The organism is Epibacterium sp. ABZ3_068, assembly GCF_056159265.1.
The window spans coordinates 385,285-401,905 of the sequence record NZ_JBSWUV010000001.1 but is presented as its reverse complement, the minus strand read 5'-3'; the positions used below and the strand labels follow the sequence as shown (position 1 = coordinate 401,905).

Here is a 16,621-nt window from a genome sequence, read left to right as displayed (position 1 = left end):
GTGGTCCCACCCATCTCCGGCTCCCCTGCGTGACAGCGCCGCCCTCTGGCGCAAGGAGAATGACGGTTTCCGCGCCCCAAAGGGCGCGGAGCCTCCGCAATTTTCCTGGCCCCACAGGGCCTGTTCGCTGTCCTTTGGGGCGCAGGTGACGGGCGGCTCCACAAGCGAAGCAGGGGAGGGGTGTTGCGTATCCGGCGAACGCCCCGGATCGGAATTCTTAAGCGGGCAAGGATAGAACAGGGGCTGCACGTGATCTGAGCCAAAGCTGCAAAAAGGATGCCCCCGATGAACAAGGTCATTACCGAAGGTCTGCAACTGATGCCTGCCCCCTTTGCCGAAGGTCTGGGCCAATGGTCCAGCGGCAATGGAACGCCGGGATCTGACACCTATGATGGGGCGGGCAATGCGGCGTTGGTTGCGGCGGATGCGGACTTTGGCAGCTGCCTGGAACTGCAGAAAACAGAGAACACACAGCGCCTGCGGTTTATGGGGCAGACCCCGGTTGAACCCGGCTGTTATTTGCAGGTGCGGGCGCGTCTGAAGGTGCTGAGCGGTGCGCTGCCGTCTGCCCGTATTGCTGCCTGGGCCAGTTCCGGGGGCAGCACTCACCTGGATGGTGTTGTGGAAGAAGGCCCGTCGGTGGCGCTGACCCAGTATGGGCAGGTGTTTGAGGTCACGGCCATTATCGGTTCCGGCCGACGTGGCGGCGTGGATATGCCCTGGGGGCGCGCTGCGCAATATGGGCATGTCGGCTTGGATCTGACCGGGTCCAATGGGGCCGTGGTGCGTGTTGATGATCTGGTGATCGAAGATGTCACAAGCATCTACCTGCGCGATATGCTGAGCCTGGTGGATGTGACCGATTTTGGTGCGGTGGGCGACAATGCAACGGACAATACCGCTGCTTTTGAGGCTGCCGATCAGGCAGCAGATGGGCGCCGCATTCTGGTCCCTGAAGGGCAGTTTTATCTGGGGGATACGGTGCAGCTGAACCATGAGGTGGTGTTTGAGGGCACGTTGCGCATGCCTCGCGACCGGATGCTTCTGTTGAACAAGAGTTTTGATTTCCCAAGCTACGCCGCTGCCTTTGGTGATGAGGAGGAGGGGTTCAAAAAAGCATTTCAGGCATTGTTGAACAATGTTGACCATGATGCGTTGGATTTGGGGGGGCGTCTGATCACCGTATCAGAGCCGATCGACATGCAGGCGGCGGTGCCCAATCGCAGCACCTATTCCACCCGACGGGTGATCCGCAACGGGCAGTTCTCCGCCGCAGACAGCAGCGCCTGGGATACGGAAACCGTGACCTCTCAGGCGACGTATGATCCGGATGACAAACGCACGCTGCGCAATGTCAGCAATGCCGCCAATATTCGGGTTGGCGCTTTGGTTCAGGGCAACGGGGTCGGACGCGAGATCTATGTTGCGGCAGTGAATGTGGGCGCACAGGAAATCACGTTGAATGAAGGCCTTTATGACGCGGCAGGCACCCAGGTTTTTACCTTTCACCACTTCAAATGCGTACTGGATTTCTCGGGGTTCACCCGGTTGTCCAAGTTCGGCATGCATGGAGTAGACATCCAGTGCAATTCCTATTGCAGTGCCATTCGTCTGGCGCAGACCGGTGCGACGTTCTCTATGGAACATTGCTTTATTTCGCGTCCCAAAGACCGCGGGATCACGTCGTTCAGTACGGGCTGCCAGGGGATGCTTCTGGACAATTGCCAGTTTCTGTCTGCCGAGGAAAACCTTCCGGTGTCGGAGCGGAGGTCCATTGCCTTTAATGTCAATGCCAATGATCCCAAAATCCGCAGCTGCCGGGCCACAAGATTTCTTCACTTCTGCGTTCTGGGCGGGGAAAATAACACCATCACCGGCAACCACTTTTTCCAGGGTGATGATTCCGATATTGGGGTGCGCTCTGCCGGGATCATATTGACCTCGACCTATTGTTCGACAACGATTTCAGACAATTACGTGGATAACTGTTTTATTGAATGGACGAACGAAATGGACGAAGCCCCCGATTTCGACAGTGGGTTCTCGTTTTCGGCGCTGTCGATTGCCGACAATGTCTTTTTGTCGAGCCATGTTGTCCCGTGGTTTACGCCGATCGTTGTGAAACCCTATGGAACGGGTCATTATCTCAACGGTCTGGTGGTCACCGGCAATAAGTTCCGCTCCACCAATGGCAAGATCGAGCGGGTCGAGCGGGTGGATACCAGCTTCTCGGATCTGGACATGAACCGCGCCAATGATGTGTTCTTTGACGGCAATACCTTCCACAATGTGGAAGTGCATGTGGCCAACCCTTTGCGACTGCGCCACACTCAGGGAACTGCGGCGCGCACCTGGACAGTTGATACCGACGGCAAGCTCCCGTTTGCGGGCGAGGCGCGCGGGGTCGACAGTATTGTGCCGCTCGGGGTGATCGAAACCTCTGGCGGGGGAGATCAATTTGCCTTTCCCTATGTGGAGCTGCGACAGGGAAGCGATCGGGATCAGGTTGGTGTGACCTGGCAAGAGAACGTGCGCGGAGAGATCATGCTGCAGGTTCGGATGGATCGGTAGATTTCACAGCCCAAGGTCCGCAGGCGTCAGGTCATAAGCCTTTCCGAACCCGCCGTTCAGCGCAGCCTTGGTCACCGTGAACCGGACAAATGAGAAATCCGCAAGGCTGAGGTAGAGCTTGGCCTTGGGGTTTTGCGTCAGGTAATGGGCGGCGCGTGTCTGATGGTCGTCCCGGTCGCGGAGCAGGATCTCGGCGCGCGCCATCAGGCTGAGGCGCGGGTGCGACAGAGGATCGCCGCGCTCTCCGGGGTCTCCCAGCAGGAGCGAACAGGCGGGGCGGTCGCGCAACGCTTTGGTATGGGCCGACAGGCTGGAAATCAGGCTGAGCGGCGCGCCGTCCAGATCCAGACCAAAGGCAATCCGTGTGACCAGCGGCTGGTCCTCTGTGATCATGACGCCAAGGGCAGCGTGGCGGCTGTTCTGCAGAAAACCACATGCCTGTGTGCGGGCGTCCTCGTCAGTGTCACGGATCGGATTGGTCATGGGCTTTGCATCCTTTTGCCCCCAGACTGGCATGGGGTGGGGACAAGGCCAAGGCGATAAAACCGACGCGCAGTGCGAAAAAATACTCGGATCAGGGCAAAAACAGCCTAAGCTGAAGAGGTAAGGGAGGAACAGATGCCAAAGATCCAGACATCCAATGATATCCAGACCGTCATCACCACTTTTGAAGTCACGCCAGGCACTTGCCAGGACCTAATGGAGGCGCTGCAGGTGGCGCTGAGCGAATTTATCTCACATCAGCCGGGGTTTGTGGCGGCGGGGCTGCACGTCAATGACGCCCAGACCCGGATTGCCAATTATTCCCAATGGGAGCGGCGGGAAGATTTTATGGCGATGCTTCGCACCCCCGAAATGCGGGAGCGCACGCGAGGGTTTAATGCGCTCTGCCGCAGTTTTGAACCGGTCATGTATGAGGTCGCCGCGACCTTTGACTGATCGTCAGGTCGGGGTGCGGTTTGTGCCCCGATCAAAAAGGAATTGCCAGGTCACCCGGATCCCGGTTTCCATCGGGCGCGGCAGCAACAGCATGGCCGAGCGCATCAGAACCTTGTTGGAATTGATCGCTTCGACAATCTGGCCCATATGGCGTGCCTTATACTCCGGAGAACGCAGCAGAATGGTTTCAGCTTTTTCGATGGCGCGGATGGTCTCACGCCGGATTTCGGGGATGGCTTCTGGTTTTACCGGTCGATAGGACTGCACCAGGCGGCGGCGTTTCGGCTGCGTAGGGTCGAGGTTTTTGGTGACGGTTGCGTCGATGGTGTCTTCGATCAGCTCCATCGCCTCTTCCACCTCGTCATAGGCAGAGTTGTCGCGGATCTTGCGTTTGGCTTCGCGGTAGACCAGCCGGTAGCAGTCCCATTTGTAAATCTTCTTCTCCCGCTCGCAGCGGTCATGACCGCCACGCAGGATGCGTACGATTTCGCGGGTTGTGCTGCGGTTCAGATTGCTGTCGTTGCCGCTGTCCTTGCCGCCCTCACCTCCTTCGCCATAACCGGCCATGGCCCCCGTTGTGCCAAGGCTGAGGATGAGGGATGCGGTCGCGGCAATACGCGACAGATTTGCCAGAGAAAATCGTTTGCTCATTGATAAAACTCTCCTCGTTACCTTGTGGGAGCTTAACATGCGTCCCGCCGCCAGGGGAGGGTTTTGCGCGGAAATGATCGCTGGATTTGAAATGATGGCCCGAGTTTTGCGGGATCAGTTGGCCAATCCCATCGGTGCCGCCATAAAGGTCCGCAGGAACGCGCAGTTCGAACACATCAGCATGGCGGCCGGATAGGATGCGCGCCCGGGTTTGGAGCTGCCCGCCACATAGGAGCCGTTCTGGATCAGATAATCGCCAATCGCCCATGAGTTCTGGCCGCAGACGGGACAATCATGGCTGGTGCATTTGGAGGCCACCCAATCGCCGATCAATTGCTTTTCTTCCGCCGTCAACCGCCGCGCTTCGGGCTGTGTTTGTTGCGGGCGTGGCTGCCCCTGCGGATGAAATTGGCGCTGCATCTGCATAGAAATCGTCCTGAAACTCCGGCCCCTATCGCGAGGCGGCCGTCAAACTGCTTATTCGTTAGAGGCTTCAAATTCGCAGCAAAAAGTTTCCAAAATCTTGTTTTCGAGGGGTCAAGCCTCTCCCAAAGCAAAAAATTCCGCACCCCTTCCAGGCTTTCTAGAGGGCTGGTTTGATGCGGTTTTTTGAATTTAACGCTGCCCGCGAGTGCTCTCACCCTCCGGTGTCATTCAAGTAACGGTTGGCGTGACGTCCTCAGCGTTTGAAAGCCAATCGAAGATCTTCAATTGCGTTGATTTGGCCTTGTGAAAGCGCATCTTGGGCCAAAGGCATAAGGATGTCTTGAATTTGATCCCACGCGGAGCTTCCACCGATTTTGTATAGCCGCCGGGCCAGCCGGGGGACTGCGTGGTCCGGGCCGTCGCATTGGGTCATAAGCCAGCGTCCAAGAACCTCCATCTCTTTTGCGTCTTCTTCGCTTATTCTCAGCTTCTGGCGAAGCAGGATATGAAGTTCCGCGCGCTGCTCCTGTGTCGGGAGCCCGTCCAATTCGATGAAGGCTTGGGCAATTGCGCAAATCGCAATGTTGGGATCGTCAATCCCTTCGACCGGATGCTGTCCGGTCTTGCGCCGGAAGGCAATTCGCCGGGGAGCATTTATCGCTGTTGTTACAAGGTCCTGTGCGGTGTCTACGGCCTCACGCGGGTTGGTGCGAAACCACCACCAAAGCGCACCGCCAATTGCAGTTACAATTGCTATAAGAATTGGCATTTTGTCGTCTCAATAGTTTAAATCTAATTGGGGTATTAACACATTTTTGAGGCGCTTACATAGCGTGTATGACCAAAACTACCTGATCGCGAGAACAAGGGCCTTCTGGACCGAGACCGATAGGCTTGGTCAAAGTCTATCTTCGGCTGAATATGCGGACGGATGCGACATGGCTGGAGAAGACCACCCTTGCGCATCTACATTGAGGCCAGAATACTCAAGTACGAGCCCCTTTCGTGTTCACTAGGCTCAATGGAGTGCATATTGATCGAACTACCGCCCCCGTCGCTTCACATTCCCGCCACGCTGCCCGGCGCGGCCTGCCGTTGAGCGGCCTCGGGATTTGACCGCTTTCTCTGCTGCCGCATCAATGGCCGATTGGCGCGCCAGCGGGTCGTCGGCGATGGCGAGGTCGACGGCCTCAAGCCGTTTCACCTCATCACGCAGGCGGGCGGCTTCCTCGAACTCGAGGTTTTCGGCCGCTTTGCGCATCTCTTCCTTGAGACCCGCCAGATGCGCCTCAAGGTTGGCGCCATGCATGGGTTTGTCGATGGTGGCGGTGACCCGGTTCATATCGGTGTCGCCGTCATAAAGACCGGCCAGAATATCCTCGACGTTCTTTTTGACGGTCTCGGGGGTGATGCCATGTTCGATGTTATAGGCGATCTGTTTCTCGCGGCGGCGGTTGGTCTCGCCAATGGCGCGCTCCATCGACCCGGTGATTTTATCCGCATACATGATCACACGGCCATCGGCGTTGCGGGCGGCGCGGCCGATGGTCTGGATCAATGAGGTCTCGGACCGCAGAAAACCTTCCTTGTCGGCGTCCAGAATGGCCACAAGACCACATTCGGGGATGTCGAGACCCTCGCGCAGGAGGTTGATCCCAACCAGAACGTCAAAGGCCCCAAGCCGCAGATCGCGCAGGATTTCAATACGTTCCAACGTGTCGATGTCGCTGTGCATATAGCGGATCTTGATCCCCTGTTCATGCAGGTATTCGGTCAGATCTTCGGCCATACGTTTGGTGAGAACCGTACACAGCGTGCGGAGGCCCCGTTCCGTGACCGCGCGGATTTCGTCCAGGAGGTCATCCACTTGCGTGGCAACCGGGCGGATCTCAACCTCGGGGTCCAGAAGGCCCGTGGGGCGGATCACCTGTTCCGCAAAGACGCCGCCGGATTGTTCCATCTCCCAGTTGGAGGGCGTGGCCGAGACAAAGACGGATTGGGGGCGCATGGCGTCCCATTCCTCGAATTTGAGGGGGCGGTTGTCCATGCAGGACGGCAGGCGGAAACCGTGTTCGGCGAGGGTGAACTTGCGGCGATAGTCGCCCCGGTACATGCCGCCGATCTGCGGCACCGAGACGTGGCTTTCATCGGCAAACACAATGGCGTTGTCGGGGATGAATTCGAACAGGGTGGGGGGCGGCTCACCGGGGGCGCGGCCCGTAAGATAGCGGGAGTAGTTTTCGATCCCGTTGCAGTGGCCGGTGGCCTCCAACATTTCAATGTCGAAATTGGTGCGCTGCTCCAGCCGCTGCGCTTCCAGCAGTTTGCCTTCGCTCACCAGATTGTCGAGCCGCTCGCGCAGTTCCTTTTTGATCGAGATCACCGCCTGGTTCAGGGTCGGTTTTGGCGTCACATAGTGGGAGTTCGCATAGACGCGGATCTGCTCAAACGTGCCGGTGCGTTCGCCGGTCAGCGGGTCAAATTCGGTGATGCCTTCCAGCTCTTCGCCAAAGAAGGACAGCCGCCAGGCGCGATCTTCGAGGTGGGCCGGAAAGATCTCCAGACTGTCGCCGCGCACCCGGAAGGAGCCGCGCTGAAAAGCCTGATCGTTGCGTTTGTACTGCTGCGCCACAAGGTCCGCCATCACCTGACGCTGGTCGTACTCCTCGCCGACCTTCAGATCCTGGGTCATCGCCGAATAGGTTTCGACCGAGCCGATACCATAGATGCAGGAGACCGAGGCGATGATGATCACATCGTCACGTTCCAAGAGCGCCCGTGTCGCAGAGTGGCGCATACGGTCGATCTGCTCGTTAATCTGGCTTTCTTTCTCGATATAGGTGTCCGAGCGCGCCACATAGGCTTCGGGCTGGTAATAGTCATAGAATGAAACGAAGTATTCGACCGAGTTCTCGGGGAAGAAGCCCTTGAATTCGCCATAAAGCTGCGCGGCCAGCGTTTTGTTCGGGGCCAGAATGATCGCGGGGCGCTGGGTCTCTTCGATGATCTTGGCCATCGTAAAGGTCTTGCCGGTGCCGGTCGCCCCCAAGAGCACCTGATTGCGTTCCCCGTCCAGAACCCCTTGGGACAATTCGGCAATCGCCGTGGGCTGGTCACCTGCGGGAGCAAAGCTGGTGTGCATGTCGAATCGCTTGCCGCCTTCCAGCTTGGGACGACGTTGGGCCGCACGGTCCACCATCATCGGCTGGGAGCTATCAGAATTGGCATAGGGCATGGGCGACTCCTTTGCGGGCCGTCAGGGGAGATTTCGGGCGATTTTGATCTGTTTTTGTTCCTCTGCAAGGGGCTTTTCAACCGCTCATTCGAAATTGAGCGCGGATTTCGGGGGCGTGGGAGAAAAAACTGCGTGAATTCGGTTCAATGCGGGACAAATGGCACCTTGCACCCATAGGGTCGCCTGACGCATATAAACAGAAGCGAATTCTCAAGGCCAAGGAGACAGCCATGCGCGCGCGTATTTACCGTCCAGCGAGAAATGCCATGACCTCGGGCATGGCCAAGACCCGGACATGGGTTCTGGAATACGCCCAGGACAGCGCGCGTGAAGTGGACCCGCTGATGGGCTGGACCTCCTCTGGCGATACCCAGTCTCAGGTGAAGCTGAAATTTGACAGCAAGGAAGCCGCGCTGGATTACGCTGCGGCCCATGGCATTGATGCGCAGGTGGTTGAGCCAAAGTCCCGCAAGGCGAATATTCGTCCCGGCGGCTATGGTGAAAACTTTGCCACCAACCGCCGTAACGTCTGGACTCACTGATCCCGTCGGTCTCTGCTTCCGAATGCTTTTAAAACAGCGAATGATGGGCGCCCGGGTGGCGCCCTTTTTGTTGCTTTGAGGTCAGGGGGATGTGTGTCCTGTCGCCGCAATCAGGAGTGAGAGCAACGTCTGAACCGGGTGTTCGGGCCTGTGCGCGGACAGGTGGCGGGTCTGGCAGCGGCAGGAAAAACCGGTCAGAAGCGGTGGGACATCGCTGGCGTCCAGTTTTCTCCGCCACGAAAGGTCAAAGAGCCGGGCAGAGACGTCTGCGTTTTGTTTTTCGTGCCCAAAGGTTCCTGCCATGCCACAGCAGCCGGTGTCTTGCCGCAAAATCGCAAGCCCGAAATGGGCAAAGATGTGGCTCCATGCAGCGGCACTTTGCTGTCCAGACGCGCTTTCAGAGCAGTGGGGGAACAGGGGGAAAGGGTGCGGCGACGACAGCTGAGTGGGCGGTATATTCCCGTCATAGATAGCATCGGCCAGCAGGTTTTCAATTGGGATGACCCGCGGCAGTTCTGATGCGATTTCAGTGTATTCATGCTGGAACATGGAGGAAAAGGCAGGCTCGACCGAGACCAGGGTGGCCCCGGTCTGCGCCAGCCGGTGTAACTCGGACAGGGTATTTTTGCCGCTGGCCTTGAAGGTTGTGCCTTGCCCGATGGTATAGGCGGGTTTGCCGGTGGCCAATGCGCCGCTGCGGGTGACGCCAAAGCCCAAATGTGCCAGCAGGCTGGCGGATGCGTCCAGCACCTGTCCGTCAAAGGTGGCAAGGAAGAAGTCCTCGACCAGGACGATATGTGTATGGGCGGCGGCCGGTTGCGGGGCCATGCGCCCTGCCGGTTTAATTGCGGGCAAAGCGGTCAGGCCCAGACGGTCAAACAGCGGCGCCAAAAGTTGCAGACCCGCGTTGGAGAGGGCTGGCATGCGGTGCAACAGCGGGCCCATAGGCTCCAGTGCGGCCAGCAGATGGTGGCGGATTGGGCGGCGGCGGGTTTCAAAGTAGCGCGCAAAAAAGGTGCTGCGCATTTTGGGCACATCCACCTTGACCGGACATTGGGACGCGCAGGCCTTGCAGCCGAGGCAGTCGGCCATCACGTCAAAGATCTCGGTTTCAAACTGGGCAAGCTGCCTGCGTTCGTCGGGCGTGTGGCTGTTGGCGCTGCGCCGGGCCCAATCCCTGAGCAGGGCCGCGCGCCCCTTGGGGCTGCGTCTGCGATCACCGGTCGCCTTGTAGGACGGGCACATGGCATCATCGAAATTGCGGCCCATGCACTGGCCGTTGCCATTGCATTTGATCGCTTTTTCAAAGTGCGTCTGATGGGGCGGGGAAATCGAGGCATCCAGGTCGCCGCGAAAGGTCACGGCGTCCAGCGGGGTCAGGGGGTGTTCCGCGGAAGGGGTTGCGATTTTGCCGGGATTGAGGCGGTTTGCCGGATCAAAGGCCCGTTTGATGCGGCAGAGCGCAGCATAAAGACGTGTCCCAAACACATCCGGCCCGTATTCGCCGCGAAACCCTTTGCCGTGCTCTCCCCAGATCAGGCCACCGTGGGACTGGGCGAGGGCGTTTACCTCATCCGAAAGGCCACGGATCTGGGCTGCATCCTCCTTGCGGCGCATGTCCAGCGCCGGGCGCACGTGAACACAGCCCACATCGGCGTGGCCAAACATCCCATAGGCCAACCCGCGCCGGTCCAGAGCGGCGGCGAAATCGGCAACAAAGGCCGGCAGGTTCTGGGCCGGGACGGCGGCATCTTCGACAAAGGGGGTGCCTTGCCGGCTGGGATCCATGCGCCCCAAAAGCCCGACACATTTGGCGCGCAGCCCCCAGATTTCCGCAATTTGCACCGGATCATGCACAATGCGCTGGCTGATCACAGAAGCCGGGCGGTCCTGGTCCAGCTCCTGGAATGCAGCAAGGCCCGCGCTGAGCGCCGGGGCGCTTTGCGCGGCAAGTTCGACGAAATTCAGCCCCAGAACAGCACGCTCCCCCGAGGATTGCAGCACGGGTTCAATCACTGACCAGATCGGGTCCTGTTGGGCCAGTGAGAGGATTTTGTCGTCGATAAATTCAATCGCTGTGGGGTCGGCGGCGACCAACCGGTTCACGTCGCCGAGAGCGGCGTTCATACTGTCATAGGCCACGACAACCAGCGCGCGGTGGCTGGGCCTGGGCAGCAGCTTCAGGGTCAGCCGTTTGGTCAGGGCCAGCGTGCCTTCGGAGCCGCAAAGAAGTTTTATCAGGTTTGGCTGGTCACCCCGGCAAAGGTCCAGCAGGTTATAGCCCGTAAGCCCTCGGTTCATCTTGGGAAAGACCCGGATGATTTCATCCTGCTCGTGCTGTCTGATGTCGGTCAGGACCGTCTGGATCACCTCTGGCAGGGCGTCTGTGCGATCCGGTCGGGCGCAGATCTCACTGCCGTCTGATAGCACCACATCCATCGCCAGCACGTGGTTCGAGGTACGCCCATACACGCGCGAGCCTTTGCCGGATGCATCCGTGGCCGCCATCCCGCCAAGGGTTGCCCGTGATGCAGTCGACACGGTGGGGGCAAAGAAGAGATCGAATTCCGCCGCGGCGTGGTTCAACTGGTCCAGGATGACCCCTGGCTGCACAATGGCGATGCCGGCCTTGGGGTCGATATGTTCGATACCGGTCAGGTGGCGGGAACAATCCACCACCACGCCCGTATTCAGTGACTGGCCATTGGTGCCGGTTCCGCCGCCACGCGGTACAATGGGGACGCCATAGGTGGCAGAAGCGGCTGCGATGACATTCAGATCATCCGGAACACGCGGGAACAGAATGGCCTGCGGTGGCACCTCATAGATCGAATTGTCCGTCGCAAAAACGCTGCGGCTGGCGGCGTCATCAGCGATCTCACCCCGGTAGCCGGCTTTGGTCAGCGCGGCAAAAAACGGGGCAAGATCCGGTGCAGGCGATTGGCTGTCCAGCATCAGGCGGCAGGTTCAACGTCGCTGATCAGATGTCCCTGACCCAGCTGCGTCAGCGCTGCTTTGAGACTGTCGGCCTGGATCTTGGCATAGATCGCGATTTCATCGTTCACCTCTGCGCCAAGCGCGGTCTCAAAGGCGGTTTGATTGGCCGAGGTGCTATAGTTCGACTGCGCATCTGACCCAAGATTTGACTGGAAAATCCCGGCGGCAGAGACGGGCAGGAAGTCCTCATAGGTGATGGGGTCTGCGGCCAGATGACCGGCCGTGATCAGCGCCTCAACACTGGTGAACTCCCCCGTGGCTTCGGCGGATGTGGCGCGATAGGCAAAAAAGCCGAGCTCTTCGCGGCGCATGTTTTCGTAATCATCGGCAAAGATGGCAAATTGCGATGCAAGTTCGGCCATATAGGCGCTGGCCCCTTCGCCTGTGGCCCCAACAGAGGCTGCGGCGCGGGTCTTTCCCAGGGCCTCATCATAAAGCGCGCGGCCTTTTGGGGTCAGCGCAATGCCGCGTTGCTCGATCTCGCCGAAACGCGCGGTGTGGGTGCCAGCGTCAGAGGCGTCTTGCCCACAGAAGGTAACCGGCTCTTCGAGCGCTTTGAACGAGGTCTGGCGCAGTAGAATGGGCACATTGCGGTGGGGTGGCCCTTCGACAATTGCCTTGGCCGTGATGCCGCGTTTGGGCATGTCCTCCTGCACGGCGTCGATGTCCAGAGTGCGCGGGGTCAGGTGGTTGATATGCGGGCCCTTGAAGCTGACCACATCGGCGATCAGGCGATGGGCATCATGCAGGCGCTGATAGGTGTCGGCGCTGACCGTGGCGTCATTGTGCCAGCGGAAGGTTTCCAGCGCTTCAGCGACAAATTCCCGGGCCTCTGTCTCGGTCAGTCCACCGTTGTCTTCGGCCAGGGTGATCAGCTCCAGGGCGCGCGTGGTAAAGATGCTGCGGTTTGCCAGAATGCTTTCAGCCTGTTGCGCCAGCTCGCGGTCTTTGATCAGCTCCAGACGCAGCAGAGAGGTAAAGACCCGGAACGGGTTCTTGTTCAGCGCATCGGCATCAATCGGGCGGAAGGCGGTGGAATGGACCGGAATGCCTGCAACGGACAGGTCATAATAGCCAACCGGATACATGCCCATTACCGCGAACATACGGCGGATGCCAAAAAGCTCTTTGGCTGTGCCGACCCGGATCGCGCCGTGGCGTTCGATGTCCAGACGCGCCAGCTCTCCGGCGGCTTCCAGCTGGGCTTTCAACTCAGGCTGGCGGTCCAATGTGGCGGCGTTCACATCGTTCACCAGTTCGATCAGCGTACCATATTGCGGCACTTCCTTGCGGTACATGTCGGACATGGCACTGGAAAACAGCGTGCGGATGTCGTTGGGATGCAGAAACTGGGTCATGTCGAAAAGCCTGCCTATGAGATCAGAGGTGGGGCCCGCCAGAGGAGGCGGGCCAGTTGTTTAAATGTCGAATTTAACGCCCTGCGCAAGGGGCAATTCGGCAGAGTAATTGACGGTGCTGGTCTGACGGCGCATGTAGCCCTTCCACGCGTCCGAGCCGCTTTCGCGTCCGCCACCGGTTTCCTTTTCGCCGCCAAAGGCTCCGCCGATTTCCGCACCCGAGGGGCCGATGTTTACATTTGCGATGCCGCAATCGGATCCGGAGGCTGACAGGAAGGTCTCCGCTTCGCGCAGATCGAGGGTGAAGATACAGGAGGACAAGCCCTGCGGCACCTTGTTCTGCAGGGCGATGGCCTCTTCCAGGGTGTCATATTCGATCACATAAAGGATCGGCGCAAAGGTTTCGGTTTCTACCGTAGCGGTCTGGCCTGGCATCTCCACCAGCGCCGGTTTGACATAGGCTCCGCCTGCAACACCATTGCTGGACATGTCGCCGCCAAAGACAGTGCCACCTTCGGACCGGGCAGCAGAGAGCGCTCTTTGCATGCTGTCCAGAGCCGCCTGATCCACCAGCGGGCCAATCAGGGTGCCGTCCACGCGCGGGTCGCCGACGGGCAGGTTGGCATATGCGGCCTTGAGCTTGGCGACCAGCTCTTGTTTGACGGATTTATGCACGATCAGGCGGCGCAGGGAGGTACAGCGCTGGCCGGCAGTACCGACGGCCGAGAAGACAATCGCACGCACAGCCATTTCCAGATCGGCCGAAGGCGCAACGATCATTGCGTTGTTGCCCCCCAGTTCCAGAATGGAACGTCCCCAGCGGGCTGCGACCTTGGGGCCGACGATGCCGCCCATCCGGGTGGAGCCGGTGGCCGAAATGATCGGGACGTCTTTGCTGTCGACCAGCGCGGCACCGATGTCTGCGCCGCCGATCACAACCTGGGCCAGACCTTCCGGCGCGTCGCTGCCAAATCGTGCAATGGCCTTTTCCAGGATTTTCATACAGGCCAGTGCGGTCAGCGGGGTCTTTTCCGAGGGTTTCCAAATCACCGGGTTGCCGCAGACCAGCGCCAGAGCGGTGTTCCAGCTCCAGACCGCAACCGGGAAGTTGAAGGCAGAGATAACCCCCACCGGGCCCATAGGCTGCCAGGTTTCGCGCATGGTGTGACCAGGACGTTCCGAGGCAATCGTCAACCCATAAAGCTGGCGGGACAGACCCACGGCAAAGTCGCAGATGTCGATCATCTCCTGCACTTCGCCAAGGCCCTCAGAGGTGATTTTACCGGCTTCCAATGTGACCAGTGCGCCCAGGTCGGCTTTGGCTGCGCGCAGTTCCTCTCCCAGAATTCGCACCAGCTCTCCCCGGCGCGGGGCGGGGAGGCAGCGCCAGGAAGAAAAGGCCGACTGTGCGCGGGCAACCACCGCAGGCATCTCGGCCAGTGGGGTTTCGGTGATCCGGGCCACTTCTGCGCCATCAATCGGCGAGCGGACGGTCAGGGTTCCGCCGGTCAGTTCGGCGTTTGTGAACCCGTTGGATGAAAGGACATGCGCGTGTTCCATGGATGCTCCTGTTTGGGGCCGGTTCGGCCCAGTGGCTATTGTGGTGTGGCTATTGGGATGTGTAAAAAGAGGCCATGGCGCGTTTGATACGTGCCACTGCCTCGTCGAGGTCTTGCTGTCCGTAGGCAAAAGACATGCGGGCATGGCCCGGCAGGCCAAAGGCGCGGCCCGGAACGATGGCCACCTGGGCCGTTTCCAGAAGCCAGCGACAGAATTCGGCGTCGCTGGCACAGCCTGTACGCGCCATGGCAGCTTCGATATTGGGAAAGACGTAGAACGCGCCATCAGGGCGCGCACAAGTGAACCCAGGAACTGTGTTCAGCGCCTCTACGATCCTGTCACGCCGGTCCCGGAAAGCGGCCAACCGTTCTGCCAGAACGGCCTGATCCCCGGTCAACGCCGCCACGGCCGCAGCCTGCGCAACCGAGCAAGCCCCCGAGGTCAGCTGCCCCTGAACGGCGGTCATCGCCTTGATCAACGGCACCGGGCCAATCCCCCAGCCAATCCGCCAGCCGGTCATCGCCCAGGCCTTGGACACGCCATTGACGACCAGCGTGCGATCGGCCAGATCCGGCGCCGCCTTGGTAAAGCTGGAAAACGCGCCATAGCTCAGGTGCTGATAGATCTCGTCTGAAATCACCCACAGCTGAGGGTGGCGTTTCAGAACTTTGGCCAGCTCCTTATACTCCGCCGCGCTGTAGATCGCGCCCGACGGGTTGGAGGGCGAGTTCAGCACCAGCCATTTGGTCCGCGGTGTAATTGCGGCTTCCAGCTGTGCAGGTGTGATCTTGAACCCCTGACGCATGGGGCAGGGCACAGTAACGGGCTGCCCTCCGGCCAGGGTCACAATGTCAGAATAGGTGGTCCAATAGGGCGTTGGGACAATAACCGCATCGCCGGGGTTAAGGGTTGCAAGCATGGCATTTGCCAGAACCTGTTTCGCCCCGTTTGAAACGATCACATTTGCGGCCGTGCAATTGGCCTGGGTCGCGATGGCTTCGCGCAGGGCAGGTGTGCCAGCGGTCGCGGTATAGCTGGTCTGACCCGCCAGGGCGGCCTCATGTGCGGCTTCGATGATTGGAGCCGGGGTCGGAAAATCCGGGGCACCGGTCGACAGGGACACTATGTTGTGCCCATCCGCCCGCAGTTGTGCGGCCTGTTCCGAGATCTGGACAATTTCCGAGATTTCAATGTCGGCCATGCGCAGCGAACGTCTGAAGGGCGCGGATGGCTGGGCTGCGCCTTCGGCTGGAATATCAGGATTGGCAGAGTGCCCCATGCGCTTTGGTCCGATGTTTTTGTTATGGCTGGTGCGAGGATAGATGAAGCGGAGGGTGTGAAAAATACATGTAAAAGGCATTTATCTGTGAGTTTTTTGCAAGTATTGTCAGGGGATGACACTGAACCGAACCCTGCCAAGTCTGTCCGTGTTGCGATGTTTCGAGACGGCCGCAAAATATGAGAGCTTCTCTGCCGCTGCGGATGAATTGGGCCTGTCACAAGGCGCTGTGAGCCGTCATGTGCGAGATCTGGAAGCCTTTGTCGGCGCGGCGCTGTTTCAGCGCGAAGGGCGGGGCGTGCGCCTGACACCTGCGGGAGATGCGCTGGCGCGTGAGGTGAGCGCGGATCTGAACCGGATGCGCGATACCTTTGGTCACGCCATGGCTGCGGGGGCCCATCGCAAGGTTATCCGGCTGGCGGCTCCTCCGACCTTTACCAGCCGGTGGCTCCTGCCCAGACTGCCCGAGTTTCGCAGACTGCACAGCGATACGGAATTTGTGATTACCAGCCGGTCCGGCCCCTTTGATCTGACCCACGCCCGGTTGGATGTGGCGATCCACTTTGGCGGCTGGGACTGGCCGAATGCGCAACTGACCCCTTTGTGTCCCGAAAGCCTGATTGCGGTGGCCGCGCCGTCCTTGCTTCCACAGGGTGAACCGGTGACGCCGGATGTTCTGGCCCGGCTTGCACGCCTTCATATGAGCGACCGGCCATATCTATGGGAAAAGGTGATGACCTCGTTTGATCTATCATTGGAAGGGGTCCGCAGTGGCAGCTATTTTGATCAGTTCGAACTTGTGATTTCGGCCGCAAAATCGGGCATGGGAGCGGCCATTCTGCCGACCTATCTGATCGAGAAAGAGCTGGAGGACGGGACGCTGATCAAACTGGCGGATCTGCCGCCCGACACATCGCATCAATATTACATCGCTCTGCCTCTGGCGCGCCAAGATCCGTTGATCAGCGAGTTTGTCACCTGGCTGCGGGCGCAGATCCGGGATGGTTCTGCGTCGGGAATGCAGAGGAAGGCCTAGACCGCAGTTTGCAAATAAAGCCTCGGT

The 16,621-nt window shown here is 59.5% G+C and carries 13 protein-coding genes; 4 read left to right on the top strand and 9 right to left on the bottom strand.

Going from position 1 to position 16,621, the window contains the following annotated elements:
• Positions 1 to 285 precede the first annotated feature (285 nt).
• On the top strand, positions 286 to 2,571 hold the full coding sequence (locus tag ACXAEW_RS01930) for a right-handed parallel beta-helix repeat-containing protein (protein WP_474939699.1): 2,286 nt from the start codon (positions 286 to 288) through the stop codon (positions 2,569 to 2,571).
• 3 nt (positions 2,572 to 2,574) lie between these two features.
• On the opposite strand, the gene ACXAEW_RS01925 is transcribed toward ACXAEW_RS01930, so the two are convergent.
• A complete protein-coding gene (locus tag ACXAEW_RS01925) occupies positions 2,575 to 3,054 on the bottom strand; it encodes a HugZ family pyridoxamine 5'-phosphate oxidase (protein ID WP_474939698.1) in 480 nt (159 codons plus the stop codon).
• Positions 3,055 to 3,189: 135 nt separating this feature from the next.
• Here ACXAEW_RS01925 and ACXAEW_RS01920 point away from each other — a divergent pair, with 135 nt between their 5' ends.
• Positions 3,190 to 3,510, top strand: a complete 321-nt coding sequence (locus ACXAEW_RS01920; protein WP_474939697.1) for an antibiotic biosynthesis monooxygenase family protein — start codon at positions 3,190 to 3,192, stop codon at positions 3,508 to 3,510.
• A gap of 3 nt (positions 3,511 to 3,513) precedes the next feature.
• Here ACXAEW_RS01920 and ACXAEW_RS01915 read toward each other — a convergent pair whose 3' ends face one another.
• The 4 genes from ACXAEW_RS01915 to uvrB form a co-directional block, all read right to left on the bottom strand.
• On the bottom strand, positions 3,514 to 4,161 hold the full coding sequence (locus ACXAEW_RS01915; protein ID WP_474939696.1) for a hypothetical protein: 648 nt from the start codon (positions 4,159 to 4,161) through the stop codon (positions 3,514 to 3,516).
• A gap of 114 nt (positions 4,162 to 4,275) precedes the next feature.
• The gene (locus ACXAEW_RS01910) at positions 4,276 to 4,587 is read right to left on the bottom strand and encodes a hypothetical protein (protein WP_474939695.1); all 312 of its coding nucleotides are present in this window, start codon (positions 4,585 to 4,587) and stop codon (positions 4,276 to 4,278) included.
• A gap of 253 nt (positions 4,588 to 4,840) precedes the next feature.
• Positions 4,841 to 5,356 carry a hypothetical protein gene (locus ACXAEW_RS01905; RefSeq protein ID WP_474939694.1) on the bottom strand — a complete coding sequence of 172 codons (516 nt, stop codon included), beginning with the start codon at positions 5,354 to 5,356 and terminating at the stop codon, positions 4,841 to 4,843.
• 273 nt (positions 5,357 to 5,629) lie between these two features.
• Positions 5,630 to 7,822, bottom strand: coding sequence for an excinuclease ABC subunit UvrB (gene uvrB / locus ACXAEW_RS01900; protein ID WP_474939693.1), 2,193 nt, complete (start codon positions 7,820 to 7,822; stop codon positions 5,630 to 5,632).
• A 230-nt stretch (positions 7,823 to 8,052) separates the two neighbouring features.
• On the opposite strand from uvrB, the gene ACXAEW_RS01895 reads away from it, so the two are divergent.
• Positions 8,053 to 8,364, top strand: coding sequence for an ETC complex I subunit (locus ACXAEW_RS01895; protein WP_474939692.1), 312 nt, complete (start codon positions 8,053 to 8,055; stop codon positions 8,362 to 8,364).
• An 81-nt stretch (positions 8,365 to 8,445) separates the two neighbouring features.
• Here the strand turns inward: ACXAEW_RS01895 and ACXAEW_RS01890 are convergent, their stop codons facing one another.
• Genes ACXAEW_RS01890 through ACXAEW_RS01875 form a run of 4 tightly spaced genes read right to left on the bottom strand, consistent with a single transcriptional unit; the run spans position 8,446 to position 15,558 of the window.
• Positions 8,446 to 11,319, bottom strand: coding sequence for an FAD-binding and (Fe-S)-binding domain-containing protein (locus ACXAEW_RS01890; RefSeq protein ID WP_474939691.1), 2,874 nt, complete (start codon positions 11,317 to 11,319; stop codon positions 8,446 to 8,448).
• Complete coding sequence (gene hglS / locus ACXAEW_RS01885; protein WP_474939690.1) at positions 11,319 to 12,719, bottom strand: 2-oxoadipate dioxygenase/decarboxylase HglS; 1,401 nt, start codon at positions 12,717 to 12,719, stop codon at positions 11,319 to 11,321. The genes ACXAEW_RS01890 and hglS overlap by 1 nt, the downstream gene beginning before the upstream one ends.
• 60 nt (positions 12,720 to 12,779) lie before the next feature.
• A complete protein-coding gene (amaB, locus tag ACXAEW_RS01880; protein WP_474939689.1) occupies positions 12,780 to 14,279 on the bottom strand; it encodes an L-piperidine-6-carboxylate dehydrogenase in 1,500 nt (499 codons plus the stop codon).
• Positions 14,280 to 14,328: 49 nt separating this feature from the next.
• Positions 14,329 to 15,558: a pyridoxal phosphate-dependent aminotransferase gene (locus ACXAEW_RS01875; RefSeq protein ID WP_474939688.1), complete on the bottom strand. Its 1,230-nt coding sequence runs from the start codon at positions 15,556 to 15,558 to the stop codon at positions 14,329 to 14,331.
• 115 nt (positions 15,559 to 15,673) lie between these two features.
• Between ACXAEW_RS01875 and ACXAEW_RS01870 the strand changes: the two genes are divergently transcribed.
• On the top strand, positions 15,674 to 16,594 hold the full coding sequence (locus ACXAEW_RS01870) for a LysR substrate-binding domain-containing protein (RefSeq protein WP_474939687.1): 921 nt from the start codon (positions 15,674 to 15,676) through the stop codon (positions 16,592 to 16,594).
• Positions 16,595 to 16,621: the final 27 nt, after the last annotated feature.

Coding starts and splice junctions, on each gene's coding strand:
- ACXAEW_RS01920 (WP_474939697.1), top strand. CDS start 3,190: ATGCCAAAGATCCAGACATCCAATGATATCCAGACCGTCATCACCACT.
- ACXAEW_RS01870 (WP_474939687.1), top strand. CDS start 15,674: ATGACACTGAACCGAACCCTGCCAAGTCTGTCCGTGTTGCGATGTTTC.
- ACXAEW_RS01875 (WP_474939688.1), bottom strand. CDS start 15,558: ATGGGGCACTCTGCCAATCCTGATATTCCAGCCGAAGGCGCAGCCCAG.
- ACXAEW_RS01890 (WP_474939691.1), bottom strand. CDS start 11,319: ATGCTGGACAGCCAATCGCCTGCACCGGATCTTGCCCCGTTTTTTGCC.
- ACXAEW_RS01905 (WP_474939694.1), bottom strand. CDS start 5,356: ATGCCAATTCTTATAGCAATTGTAACTGCAATTGGCGGTGCGCTTTGG.
- ACXAEW_RS01925 (WP_474939698.1), bottom strand. CDS start 3,054: ATGACCAATCCGATCCGTGACACTGACGAGGACGCCCGCACACAGGCA.
- uvrB (WP_474939693.1), bottom strand. CDS start 7,822: ATGCCCTATGCCAATTCTGATAGCTCCCAGCCGATGATGGTGGACCGT.
- ACXAEW_RS01895 (WP_474939692.1), top strand. CDS start 8,053: ATGCGCGCGCGTATTTACCGTCCAGCGAGAAATGCCATGACCTCGGGC.
- ACXAEW_RS01915 (WP_474939696.1), bottom strand. CDS start 4,161: ATGAGCAAACGATTTTCTCTGGCAAATCTGTCGCGTATTGCCGCGACC.
- ACXAEW_RS01910 (WP_474939695.1), bottom strand. CDS start 4,587: ATGCAGATGCAGCGCCAATTTCATCCGCAGGGGCAGCCACGCCCGCAA.
- amaB (WP_474939689.1), bottom strand. CDS start 14,279: ATGGAACACGCGCATGTCCTTTCATCCAACGGGTTCACAAACGCCGAA.
- ACXAEW_RS01930 (WP_474939699.1), top strand. CDS start 286: ATGAACAAGGTCATTACCGAAGGTCTGCAACTGATGCCTGCCCCCTTT.
- hglS (WP_474939690.1), bottom strand. CDS start 12,719: ATGACCCAGTTTCTGCATCCCAACGACATCCGCACGCTGTTTTCCAGT.